At 37.6% G+C, this 12,499-nt stretch carries 8 protein-coding genes; 3 read left to right on the top strand and 5 right to left on the bottom strand.

All coding sequences use genetic code 11. The features are described from left to right. Positions 1-169 precede the first annotated feature (169 nt). Complete coding sequence (locus ASG38_RS13875) at positions 170-847, top strand: C40 family peptidase (protein WP_056072202.1); 678 nt, start codon at positions 170-172, stop codon at positions 845-847. 36 nt (positions 848-883) lie between these two features. Next, positions 884-2,932, top strand: a complete 2,049-nt coding sequence (locus ASG38_RS13870; RefSeq protein WP_056072200.1) for a ComEC/Rec2 family competence protein — start codon at positions 884-886, stop codon at positions 2,930-2,932. Here the strand turns inward: ASG38_RS13870 and ASG38_RS13865 are convergent. The 5 genes from ASG38_RS13865 to ASG38_RS13845 are packed head-to-tail and all read right to left on the bottom strand — an operon-like array spanning position 2,918 to position 11,212. Further along, positions 2,918-3,379 carry a thioredoxin family protein gene (locus tag ASG38_RS13865; protein WP_056072197.1) on the bottom strand — a complete coding sequence of 154 codons (462 nt, stop codon included), beginning with the start codon at positions 3,377-3,379 and terminating at the stop codon, positions 2,918-2,920. The two genes, ASG38_RS13870 and ASG38_RS13865, sit on opposite strands and share 15 nt — an antisense overlap. 43 nt (positions 3,380-3,422) lie before the next feature. Further along, entirely contained in the window at positions 3,423-5,138 is a 1,716-nt protein-coding gene (locus ASG38_RS13860; RefSeq protein ID WP_056072194.1) for a peptide MFS transporter, read from the bottom strand. Positions 5,139-5,163: 25 nt separating this feature from the next. Beyond that, the gene (locus ASG38_RS13855; protein ID WP_056072191.1) at positions 5,164-7,311 is read right to left on the bottom strand and encodes a peptide MFS transporter; all 2,148 of its coding nucleotides are present in this window, start codon (positions 7,309-7,311) and stop codon (positions 5,164-5,166) included. A 24-nt stretch (positions 7,312-7,335) separates the two neighbouring features. After that, positions 7,336-9,036, bottom strand: coding sequence for a peptide MFS transporter (locus ASG38_RS18055; protein ID WP_056072187.1), 1,701 nt, complete (start codon positions 9,034-9,036; stop codon positions 7,336-7,338). Between the two features lie 7 nt (positions 9,037-9,043). Next, positions 9,044-11,212 carry a S9 family peptidase gene (locus tag ASG38_RS13845; RefSeq protein WP_056072545.1) on the bottom strand — a complete coding sequence of 723 codons (2,169 nt, stop codon included), beginning with the start codon at positions 11,210-11,212 and terminating at the stop codon, positions 9,044-9,046. Positions 11,213-11,413: 201 nt separating this feature from the next. Here ASG38_RS13845 and ASG38_RS13840 point away from each other — a divergent pair, with 201 nt between their 5' ends. Beyond that, positions 11,414-12,367 carry a YARHG domain-containing protein gene (locus tag ASG38_RS13840; protein ID WP_056072184.1) on the top strand — a complete coding sequence of 318 codons (954 nt, stop codon included), beginning with the start codon at positions 11,414-11,416 and terminating at the stop codon, positions 12,365-12,367. The last annotated feature ends 132 nt before the right edge of the window (positions 12,368-12,499 follow it).

Genomic DNA, 12,499 nt, shown 5'->3' with positions numbered 1-12,499 from the left:
AATTTTACATTATATTTGGAATCTGTTATATAATAATCAGGTTATTAACTCGTTGTATATCTAAACATATAGCATTTGAAAAACGAATAATTCTACGGAATTTTTATTAATAAATCTAAAGCAAATTCGCCCCTAAGTTTTTGTTTTTGCTGAAAAATAAAAAATAAATATGTCTGCAAAAAAAATCTTTTTACTGTTCTTACCACTATTTTTATTGGTATCGACCTCAGGCCACTCGCAAATTATTACCACTAAAAAAGAAGCTCTTAAAAAAGGAGTTTACGAAAAACCTGTAGAAAAGAAAACTACTGTTGCTGCAGATAAACCTGCTCCGGCTTCCGTTGCTGTTGCAGACAAAACAAAAGCTACAAAAAATACCAAAACGGTTAAAAATAAAAAAAATGTAATTGTAGAACAGGAAGACCCGGAACTTATCGCATCTGTGGCTCCAACTGAAAGTTACATTTCTCTTCAATTAATCAATAATGCAATGAATTTCCTGGGTGTAAGATACCGTGGAGGCGGAACGACTACTGCCGGGATGGATTGTTCAGGTATGGTTACTGCTGTTTTTAATCTTTTTGATATCAAATTGCCTAGAAGTTCACATGACATGGCCTTGATTGGTGAAAAAGTTGACACAAACGATATTAAAAAAGGAGACCTGATTTTCTTCAGAACCAATGGAAGAAGAGTCATCAACCACGTAGGCGTTGTTATCGAAAAAATTGGTGATGAAATAAAATTCATCCACTCTTCAACAAGCAAAGGTGTTGTAGTTTCATCAACAAGTGAGCCTTACTACAAAAGAACATTTGCTCAGGTAAACAGAATCATCCAGCAATAATTTCACTTTTTGTTATATTTTCGGTATTTTCGGTTTATGAAAATATTGAAATTCCCGTTAGCTAGAATTATCATTTGGTTTGTTCTAGGAGTACTCGCCGCTTTTTATTTTGAACCAATTCCATTACTCTCTCTGATTCTTTGCGGAGTTAGTGTCCTCCTTTTTGGAACGGCCTTTTATTTTTCCGGAAAAGACTTTATCCAGAAGTCCTATTTTGGCTATGCAACCTATTTCGTTTTTTTCTGTATTGGAATTACTACCCATGCTGTACATAATGAAAGGCTTTCCAAATATCATTATGGGCATAAATTAGACGGACATACACATTCCGTAGAGGTAGTCCTTCTTGAAAAACTCAGGAGCAATCCCTACAACCACCGTTACATTGCTAAAGTTACCGCAATCGATTCGGCAATAGCCGAAGGCAAAATTGTGCTTCAGGTCAAAAAAGAAAATCCTATGGCAGATTTTCCTGTAGGAACAAGGCTTTTGATATCAGGAAGCATCTACGAACCCCAGGCTCCTGGAAATCCACACCAATTTGACTATAAAAAGTATTTGGCATTTAAATCTGTTTATGGGCAAATGTATGCTGATGTATCCACAATACAAATAAGTCCGAAAAAAGAAAAAAGCATTTGGTATTATGCTGCAGATTTTCGAAATACCATTATCAAAAACCTTAAAGATTCCGGATTTAGAAACGAAGAGCTTAACGTAGCCGTAGCCTTAATTTTAGGGCAGCAACAGGACATTTCTCCGGAACTGATGAAAGATTATCAGTTTGCCGGTGCCGTGCATATCTTGTCGGTGTCCGGACTTCATGTAGGATGCCTGATGCTTTTTATCGGGTTTCTTCTCAGTCCTTTACCCAAAACCAAAACAGGAAATATTCTAAGACTTACTATTCTATTGTCTTTTCTTTGGGTTTTTGCCTTGATAGCCAACTTTTCTCCATCGGTTACGCGTTCTGTGGTTATGTTCAGCTTTGTTGCCGTAGGGAAATATGCCCGGCGTAAAACCAATATTTACCACACGCTTTTGGTTTCTGTTTTTGTGATACTGCTGTTTGAACCCTCCTTTATCTTTGACGTAGGATTTCAGCTTAGTTATTGTGCCCTGTTTTTTATTGTATGGTTACAGCCATTGTTCAGTTCCTTGTGGCAACCTGAAAATAAAATCGGAAAGTATTTTTGGGACATACTTACCGTTTCGTTGGCAGCCCAGATGGGTACTTTCCCGCTAAGCCTTTATTATTTCCATCAATTCCCCGGACTATTCTTTATAACTAACCTTCTTATTCTTCCATTATTGGGAATTATAATGGCTCTGGGCGTTTTTGTGATGTTGTGGGCTTCTTTTAGCACTGTACCGTCCTATCTTGTCAAATGCCTGGAATGGAGCCTTTATATCCTGAATAAGATAATTAGTAAGGTTGCTTCTTTTGAATCTTTCGTGTTTCAGGACATTCCTTTCAATTGGCAAATGCTGGTAACATGCTACCTACTTTTGTTTACCACTGTTTTTTGGCTCAAAAAACCAAATTTCAAAAAACTTGCCTTTGCACTGGCGAGTATAATTTTGTTTCAACTGGCCTATCTGGGAAATAGATACTCTTCAAAAAACCATGAAGAACTGATAGTATTTAATGCCAAAAAGAATACGATTATTGCCCGGAAAAAAGGAGAGCAACTAACCGTTTTTAGCCATCAGGAATTATCGGAACAAACAATAAACTTCATCCTGAAACCTTATCTGGCTGGAAGTTTTAGCCGGATTGCTTCAACTGAAAAAATCGGGAATTTAATGTATTTTAATCAGAATAAAATTTTGGTCATTGACAGTCTTGGCGTTTTTCCTAAAAGCCAGCGGCCTGATATTATTATCCTGTCACAATCGCCAAAAATAAACCTTGAAAGGACTATACAAGATGCAAAGCCAAAAATGGTTATTGCAGATGCTTCCAATTACCGGACTGATGTGGAAAGATGGAAAACAACCTGCGTAAAAGAAAAAATCCCTTTTCACTCAACTGTTGAAAAGGGATTTTATAGTTTATCTAAAAATGATTTAGACTTTAATTAGCGGTAAAAGCTGCTCAGGAGTATGGTATCCTACAATAGGGCTCTTTACTTCTCCTTTGCTGTCAAAAATATACATTGACGGATAACCTTGTACTTTCAGGAACATTGTAAAATCGTGAACTGCATTACGTCCTTTTCTGGTAGCATCGTATTTTGGGTTTGTATATTTTTTCCCTTTGTAATTCACTTCAGAATCGCCTTCTGCATTAAATTTCACTGCATAGTAGTTAGCATTGATATAATCTGCTACTTCTTTTGCCTGAAAAGTATTCTTATCTAACATTTTGCATGGTCCGCACCAATCTGTATATACGTCCATAAAAATTGGTTTTGCTTTTTTCTTCTGTGCTGCCAAAGCCTGGTCTAATGTCATCCATTTGACTTCCTGAGCCTGAACTGCGGCCATAGAGCCTACAGCTAAAAATAGTGCTAAAAGTAATTTTTTCATTTTTTTATAGTTTTTAAATATTGGATTCAAAAATAGTGCCGTTTTAAGCGACGTTATTCTCTTTCATAACCTTGTTCAACCATTTCAGCATCAATAGCAATACAATAGCCGCCGCCAAAACCAATCCAAAGTTAAGGAAGAAGAAGTTTTCTTTTTGTGGCATCTCTTCCCAAAGAGAAGACAACATTCCTGAAAGTTTGTTTCCAACAGAAATAGCCAGGAAGAATCCACCCATCATCAAGGCAGTAATTCTAGGAGGTGATAGTTTGGAAACTAAAGAAAGTCCCATTGGCGATAAACACAGCTCACCTATTGTGATTACACCATAAGAAGCGATTAGCCACCAGGAGCTTGCTTTCATAGTCAGGTCGTTCGTTGCAAAAACAGCCCCTACCATTACCAAAGCTGATAAGGCAGTAATTACCAAACCGATAAAGATTTTTGTAGGTGTGCTCGGTTCTTTCTTTCTTCTTCTCAACCAGCTGAATACACCTACCACCAACGGTGTCAAAACCACTACCCAGAACGGGTTGATAGACTGATAAAGTTCTGTTGAGTATAATTTTAAGTTTGTTCCTTTTGCCGGAATCTGGTCGCCAGGCAAAGTTGCAAAGTATTTTCTTGATTTTTCCAGCTGTCCAATTTCGCTTGAATATTTTCCTTTTGCAACAATTTCTTCTTTAGAAACAGCAGGCATTGCTGCTTCTTTAGCACGCATTTCTTCGATAGTCTTATCAAATGTAGCCTGGTCAGCAGAAACGATATCATTGTTTACAACCACCTGTGCCATTCCTAATTTATCCGCTACATTAGAAACTGCTGTTGGCATATTTCTGTCTGTATGGTCTTCAGCCCAAACTGTTAAAGCATCCCCATTTTGGTGGAAGATGGCGAAGAATAAGATAACGCAGGTAAATACAGCCAAAAGAGCCTTAATTGCTCTGCTTTCTTTAGCTTCTGCTTTAAACGCCAAATAAATAAAGAATCCTATTACCGGAATACATCCAATGATGAAGGCATCGTTCGTATCTGAACCCAGGAAGTTGCCTGGTATCATGTATCCGATTATACCAAAAATAAACATTGGAAGAACTGTTAATCCCAAGATTTTTCCTGTTGACATATCGCCTTCTTTTACCGGCTTGATTACGTCAACATGCTTTATGTGTTTTGTTCCGATTAAGAATACAACTACTCCAATCAACATTCCTACTCCGGCAGCAGCGAAAGCATGCCCCCATCCGTAGTTGATTCTCATGTAGGCTGCAACGAAATTACAGATAAATGCTCCTACGTTAATCCCCATGTAAAAGATGTTGTATCCGGCATCTTTTTTATCCTTCATATCATCACCACTGTAAAGGTTTCCTACAAGCGTAGAGATATTCGGTTTAAAGAATCCGTTTCCTAAAATAATACAGAATAACGCAACATAGAAAGTTGTTATACTATGGATTGACAGCAAAAAGTAACCTGCAGCCATCATCAATCCTCCCATGATGATTGACCTTCTGTATCCTAAAACTCTGTCAGCAAGCAATCCTCCAATAAAAGGAGTTAAGTACACCAGACCAAGATATGTCCCATAAATGTCGGATTTTTTAGCAGGGTCAAATCCCATACCTCCGTTGTTCCATCCGTCAAGCATGTAGAGGGAGAATATCCCGAGCATCAAATAATATCCAAATCTTTCCCACATTTCTGTGCCAAAGAGGTACCAAAGTCCTTTAGGGTGTGATCGCTTTACTGTTGTTTCCATTTATTATAGTTTAAGGTTAGTGTTATTATCTTACTCCGTGCATTAATTTTTTCAGCATAGGATTTAGTGCTACTACAATCAATCCTGCTACAATAGGAACTATTGTAAAAATCAGGAAGAACGTACTCATGTCATACTCTTTAGTAATGCCTTCAATCATTCCTCCCAGTGAACCTGCCAGTTTATTCCCGATTGCAATCGCAAGATACCACATCCCGAACATAAATGCAATCATTCTTGAAGGCACCAGTTTACTCACATAGGAAAGGCCAACCGGCGACAGGCATAATTCGCCCCAGGTATGGAAAAGATAGGCCAATATAAGCCAAATCATGCTTACTCTTACCGCACCTGCCTCAGCTCCGGAAGGAATAACTCTTGCTCCATAAGCCAAAATCGCAAATCCTAATCCCATGATGATTAGACCCAGTCCGTATTTTACGGCAGCACTTGGGTTGTATTTGCTGTCCCACCATTTAGAGAACATTGACGCAAAAGCAATAATAAAAAAGGAATTCAGAATGCTAAACCATGAAACAGTAACTTCTACCTGGTTTTCTTTTAGCTGAACCACTTCTGCTTTTATAATTTTCGAATCTTTTGTCGCATTCTTATAATCATTTCTGATTTTTGTTTCCAGGTCTTTTGTCAGGTATACAAAATTTCCTATCTCATTATGCAGTACTACCTTATCATTTACTTTCAATGCATCTTTACTTGAAATCGTAACCGTTTGGTCAACTACTACATCTGTTGGTTTTAAAACCGTAGTTTCTGTAACTGCATTGAAATCAAAAACGAGGTCTCCATTTTCATCAACCGCCTGTTTTTTCGTCTTTTTGTCTATCTGAGCGGTTTTGATAGCCTGGTATTTCAGTTCATACGCTTTTGAATTATAATCATTATTCAACATCCAGACCACAATTCCCCATACTCCCAAAAAGCTCAATGCCAAAACAATATTCGACGTAGCTATTTTTTTAGCCGTTTGTTTGAACAACAGAAATAATACCCATGAAACCAATGCAAGCGGTATAATTGTAAGAAGCGTGTTGATAATATTGAAAACAACAGCCTGATTCCCCATTAAGGTTCTGTCTGTAAAATCTCTGGCAAAAAGTACTAATGATGTTGCTCCCTGTTCAAAAGACAGCCAAAAGAAAACCGTAAAGAAGGCAAAAACAATTACGGCAATCATTCTGTCACGTACCACCTTTGTATAGCGCACAATTCTGGAAATTACCAAAAACAGAAACAGCACCAAACCGATAATCGTAATTACAAGTGCACCAGGCAAAACCTCTTTTGACACCAAAAATTCCTGTGGTAATAAATGGATGTTTCCAATTTTTGAAGCCGGGTCATCAATTAAATACAGTAATCCAATTATAGAAGTTATAACAATCAGCACCTTGTCAAGCATTGTAAACGGATTGCGCTTGTCTTCCGGTTTTACTTCTGCTTTTGGCTGTGTTACATCAATTTGTCCGTCAGGTGAAATTGCTTCAACGACCTTATCTCTTTTAGGCACATCGCCAATGGTTCCGAATAAAGGTTTTGCCAACCAGAACTGCAAAGACCCAAGAAGCATAAAGATTCCGGCCAATCCGAAACCCCAGCTCCATCCTACTTTTTCAGCAAGATAACCGCAAAGCATCATTCCAAAGAAAGCCCCTGCATTTACTCCCATATAAAAAATAGTATAAGCCCCGTCTTTTTTCTCCGGCAGGTCTTTATACATTTCAGAAATGATTGATGTCATATTTGGTTTAAAGAAACCAGTACCAATTACCAGCAATCCCAATCCAAAATACATCGAGAATTCTGACTCCAGTGCCATGGAAGCATGTCCTAAAGTCATAATCAGCGCACCAATAACAACTGCCCAACGATAGCCTGTAAATTTATCGGCAATAATTCCACCGGCAATCGGGGTCAAATATAAAAGTCCGGCATAGGTCCCGAATAAGGCTCCTGCATTCTCTGAAGTCCATTCCCAGCCCGGATTAGTACCGATAGCCGCCATGGTCAGGAAGTTAATTAACAAAACTCTCATTCCGTAGAAAGAGAATCGTTCCCACATTTCGGTAAAAAACAATACAAATAACCCTGATGGATGGCCTAAAACTTTTGATTTGAAAAAATCGTTGTTAGTGGATGTGATTTCTGACATTTATTAATTTTTATTCTATTATTCTTAAGCAACCTTAGCGTCTGCCATTAATTTTTTCAATAGCGGGGATATCAATAGCAGGACAATTCCAGCTCCTACAGCCACATAACCGATACTTGCATAGCCATTCGTATATTGAACCAATTTATCAACATTGGTTGGGTTCTCTATTGAAGTATCTACTTTAGCCAAAGCCGAACCGATTAATCCTGCACCATATTGACCGTATGCACTTGCCAAAAACCATGTTCCCATCATAACACCGTGCAATCTGCCCGGAGTTAATTTTGTTATCATTGACAAACCAATTGGAGAAAGGCAAAGCTCTCCCAATGTTATTACAAGATAGGCTCCTACAAACATCCAAAGCGGAGTTAGTCCTGTTGGGGTAGCAAAAAACTTGCTCGCAAAAAACACTAAAAATCCTAATCCTAAGAATACAAATCCTAATCCGAATTTGACAACTGTATTGGGTTCCGCTTTTTTCTTGCTAAGGAAAATCCAGAACATTCCTATAATTGGTGCAATCAAAACAACCCAAAGCGCATTTACCGAGTTGTTAACCTGTGTCATGTTGAAACCTTTGTTGTCAACATTACCATTGGCAAAAAAGTTTAATGAGCCACCGCCCTGCTCAAAGAATGACCAGAACAAAACAGAGAATAAAATCAAAATGATGGCTACAGCCATTTTTCCAAATTCTTCTTTGGTTACATCAAATAGAGTCTTGATTAAGTAGAGCAGAATCAGAACGGCAATAGTAATCATAAACACATCACTGAACTGCACTAAATTTGGAGCAGTTGTTCCGTCTGCTTTTACTATTTCTCCGAGCATAAAAGTCAAATCCACATCAAAAGGGAAATATACCAGCACAAAGAAGAAAGGTATAAATAACAGGGAACCTATGTAAACCAAAAGATTTTTACTGATGCCAAACTTTTTTTCCTGTAATTTTTCCGGTTCAGGCGGTAAACCGATTGGACCTAATGATTTTTGCGTGAAAACAAACAAAATCAGTCCGCAAATCATACAAACTCCCGCCAATGCAAAACCTAGAGACCAGCTTACAGAAGTACCTATGTAAGCAATGGTCAAACCGCTTAATAATGCTCCTATATTGATTCCTGAATAGAACAATGAAAACCCTGCATCTCTTCGGGAGTCGTCTTTCCTGTATAGCGAACCGACCATTGTGGATATGTTGGGTTTGAAGAAACCATTCCCGACAATCAGAATACTAATTCCTAAATAAAAAGGAAAGGCACCCGGAACAGCCATAATAAAAGTTCCGATTGCCATCAATATACCACCCCAGAAAACTGATTTTCTAAATCCAAAAATTTTGTCGGCAAACAATCCTCCAACAAATGCCATTGCATAGATAAAAGCCTGGATTAGTCCGTATTGCTTGTTCGATTTGCTTTCCGCATCATCTTTAACCTTTTGCTGGGAAGTTTCTATGTAGTATCTGGGATGACTTTTGTCTAAGACTTCTTTGTTTTTTTCCAGAAACTCGGTTTTCTTCGCTTCTAATTCTGCAGGAGCCAAAGGCTTATAATCAGCAGAAAGTACCAGATGGGAAATATACAAAGCCAAAAGCGCCCTCATTCCGTAAAACGTAAACCGCTCCCACATTTCTACTAAAAACAGATACCATAATTGTTTTGGATATTTTCCTTTGAAATTTTGAATTTCTTCTAATGTAGGGGTTGTTGTATTCATCTGAGTACTATAAGTTATCTTTAATAAAGTTTGTCATTTTTGTATAGAGTTGCAATCTGGTTTTTCCACCATAAATTCCATGGTTTTTATCCGGGTAAATTGCCCAATCAAATTGCTTGTTGGCCTGAACCAAGGCTTCAATCATCAGCATCGTATTTTGTACGTGAACATTGTCATCTGCCGTTCCGTGTACTAACAGGTATTTTCCTTTTAATTTGCCAACATGGTTGATTGGAGAGTTTTCGTCATATCCGGAAGCATTTTCCTGTGGAGTCTGCATGTATCGTTCCGTATAGACTGAATCATAGAAACGCCAGTTGGTTACCGGAGCAACAGCTATTGCCGCTTTGAAAACATCGTTTCCTTTCAATATGCAGTTGGACGACATAAAACCTCCATAGCTCCAACCCCAGATTCCTATTCTGCTGCTGTCAACATAATTGTATTTCCCAATCACTTTTGCCGCATCAATCTGGTCTTCTACTTCAAATTTCCCCAATTCTTTATAGGTTACTTTTTTGAAATCGGCTCCTTTGTAACCGGTTCCTCTTCCGTCAACACAAGCCACGATATAGCCTTGCTGCGCAAGCATCATATACCAAAAATCATTTGTGTTGAGCCAGCTGTTCTTAACTTCCTGTGAACCCGGGCCGGAATATTGAAACATTAAAACCGGATATTTTTTAGAAGCATCAAAATCTTTCGGTTTAATCATCCAGGCATTTAGCTTATGCCCTTTTTCTGTAGTCAGCTCAAAAAATTCTTTTGACGGCAGATTATACCCCTGCAATTTCGAAAGCAGCTTTTCATTCTTTTTGATTGATTGTACTTCTTTACCGGTTTTGGCATCATTTAACGAATATTGCGCCGGAGTCGATACGTTTGAAAAAGTATTGATATAGAACTGGAAGTTTGGGCTGAAAGTAGCCGAATTGGTTCCTGTTGCGGAAGAAAGTCTTTTCTTGTCTTTTCCGTTAAGTTTGATAGAATAGATGTCCCTGTTAATGGAACCGTTTTCTACAGACTGGTAAAAAACAGTTCCTGTTTTTTCGTCAAGACCATAGTAGGCCGTAACTTCCCAGGCACCTTTGGTAATTTGGTTTTTCAGCTTTCCTGACTTGTCATAATGATAGATGTGGTTGTATCCGTCTTTTTCACTGGTCCATATAAAGCTGTTATCTTTTAGGAAAGTCAGGTTGTCTGTAATATCCACATAGGCTTTATCTTTTTCATTCAGAACCACTTTTGTTGCACCGGTAGTTCCGTCAACAAAAAGCAAATCAAGATTGTTCTGGTGTCTGTTGATAACCTGAGCGCTAAGGACATTCGCTTCGTTTGTCCATTTGATTCTCGGAATATAAAAATCGTTATAATTACCTAAGTTAATCTGTTTGGAAGCATTGGCTTTCAGGTCATATACATGCAGAGAAGCCAAAGCATTTTTTTCTCCGGCTTTTGGATATTTAAAAACCTGTTGTGTTGGATAAAGTCCGCCGCTGTATAAATCCATCGAAAATTCCGGCACTTCGGTCTCATCAAAACGGATAAAAGCAATCTTATCGCTTGCCGCATTCCAGTCATAGGCCCTTACAAAAGAAAATTCTTCTTCATAAACCCAGTCGGTTATACCATTAATGATGGCATTTTTCCTCCCGTCGGTTGTAATTTGTTTGGTCGTTTTTGATTGCAGGTTGTAGACATATAAATTATTGTCTTTGGCGTAGGCAATCTGATTTCCATCAGGAGAAAAGGTAGGTTCCTGTATTTTAAAGTCAAACAATTTCGTCAATTGTTTTGTCTGGATATCATATAAATAATAGTCTGCTACAAAAGAGTGGCGGAAAATCTGCTCCGATTTGCAGGCAATCAACATTTTATTTTCCTGCGAATTGAAAATATAGCTATCAATCATCGGCAGGTCTTTGTGATTTTTAGTATCAATCAGCGTAGCAACCTTTTTCAGCGTTGCATAATCGTACAAATCAATCTGCATGCTCCTTGACGGCCTGTCAAAATTTAATACAGTATATTGGTTGGTATTTTTTAAGGATTGTAATTCGTCCATTCCTTCAGCCCTAAAAGCACCTCCCCATATTTCTTCGAGAGTGATTTTTTGCTGGCCAAAAACCGACATGCCGATAAAAAAAAGCAATGCGGCAATCTTTCGTGAATTCATCATATTTTGCTAAGGTAAAAAAACTGTCAATTTTAGTGAAAAAATCGGAATAAACCTTGATTTTTTGTGTTAAATGCAATTTTTGTAATTTTGATTAATCTCTAAATTTCAAATGTTTCCGATATAAAACTTATAAAAAATTTTCTATCAGCCAGTTTCTATTGTTATTTTACCATTATGTTTGAACAAATCCCGCCTCGAATGAAAAATTATTTATTGTATTTTTTACTGATTTCCTTTACAATCAATGCACAAAACCTGAAGGATTGTTCAGAATGTTCGTCCGAAATAATCCGGGAAAGCAGTATACAAAATCTAAATGTACCTGCTTTGAAACTTTTGAAAAATGAAATGTACGCAAGAAAAGGTTATACTTTTTCCAATGAAGAATATGCCCGACATTTCAAACAATTTTCATGGTATAAACCTTCTGCCAATAATAACACTATAGTATTTTCTGACATTGAACAAAAAAACATTGCTATTCTAGCCCAAAAAATCAACGAGATTTCGCAACCCGGTTCCAAAAACGAACCGAATAGCAAATACAAAACACTGACGCAGGAGAAAATAAATGAAATCTTTACCCATGAAAAAAAGAAAGAATTAGGTATTAATTTTTCAATTTGGAAGGTTTACGATTATCAGGACAAAACCGGAAAATATTATTTGGTTCTGACCGAAGACAAAATGAATACATCGAAAGAAGGTAATTTTAATAATGCCGTTAAAGCGTTTAACTTTAAGATAGAAAATAATGTCTGGACCAAAACTTTTGAAACCAATGACTCCAAAAAAGAAGGGGAAGACAGCATCTGGTTTTGGACAAAATATATTTATGTAGAAGATTTTGACCTGGACGGAATTATTGAACCTATACTTTTTTATGGTACAAATGGCTTCAATGGCTACGACGACGGAAGAATCAAAATACTGACCTATTATAAAGGTAAAAAAATCGGAATCCGTATACAGAACGGAGTATTGGATGACGAACGGAATTTTAGCATCGATGCTGATTTTTACAACCTGCCTAAAAGCATACAGGACACCGTTGTTGCCCAAATGAACAAAATGGTTGAAAACGGCCATTCTATACTGCCGTACGGCTGGCAGAAAAAAATGGCAAAAAAGATGACGTTTATTAAGGAGTAATTGACCTGTGGCAATTTCGTTTTTGCGGCTCTGCGTCTTTGCGAGCAACTATTTCACGCAAAGACGCAGAGCCGCAAACCCAACGTATTAGAAATATTTCGGTACAAAGTTTCAAACACCTTTCATAAAATC

The sequence above is a fragment of the Flavobacterium sp. Leaf359 genome, from assembly GCF_001423985.1.
In the GTDB taxonomy this organism is placed as follows: domain Bacteria; phylum Bacteroidota; class Bacteroidia; order Flavobacteriales; family Flavobacteriaceae; genus Flavobacterium; species Flavobacterium lindanitolerans.
Note: the sequence above shows the minus strand (reverse complement) of the source record. Positions and strands in the feature narration are given on the sequence as shown.

What these genes read in the sequence shown, in the direction of transcription:
- ASG38_RS13855 (WP_056072191.1), bottom strand. Translation starts at nt 7,311, where the DNA reads ATGTCAGAAATCACATCCACTAACAACGATTTTTTCAAATCAAAAGTT.
- ASG38_RS13875 (WP_056072202.1), top strand. Translation starts at nt 170, where the DNA reads ATGTCTGCAAAAAAAATCTTTTTACTGTTCTTACCACTATTTTTATTG.
- ASG38_RS13840 (WP_056072184.1), top strand. Translation starts at nt 11,414, where the DNA reads ATGAAAAATTATTTATTGTATTTTTTACTGATTTCCTTTACAATCAAT.
- ASG38_RS13845 (WP_056072545.1), bottom strand. Translation starts at nt 11,212, where the DNA reads ATGAATTCACGAAAGATTGCCGCATTGCTTTTTTTTATCGGCATGTCG.
- ASG38_RS13865 (WP_056072197.1), bottom strand. Translation starts at nt 3,379, where the DNA reads ATGAAAAAATTACTTTTAGCACTATTTTTAGCTGTAGGCTCTATGGCC.
- ASG38_RS13860 (WP_056072194.1), bottom strand. Translation starts at nt 5,138, where the DNA reads ATGGAAACAACAGTAAAGCGATCACACCCTAAAGGACTTTGGTACCTC.
- ASG38_RS18055 (WP_056072187.1), bottom strand. Translation starts at nt 9,036, where the DNA reads ATGAATACAACAACCCCTACATTAGAAGAAATTCAAAATTTCAAAGGA.
- ASG38_RS13870 (WP_056072200.1), top strand. Translation starts at nt 884, where the DNA reads ATGAAAATATTGAAATTCCCGTTAGCTAGAATTATCATTTGGTTTGTT.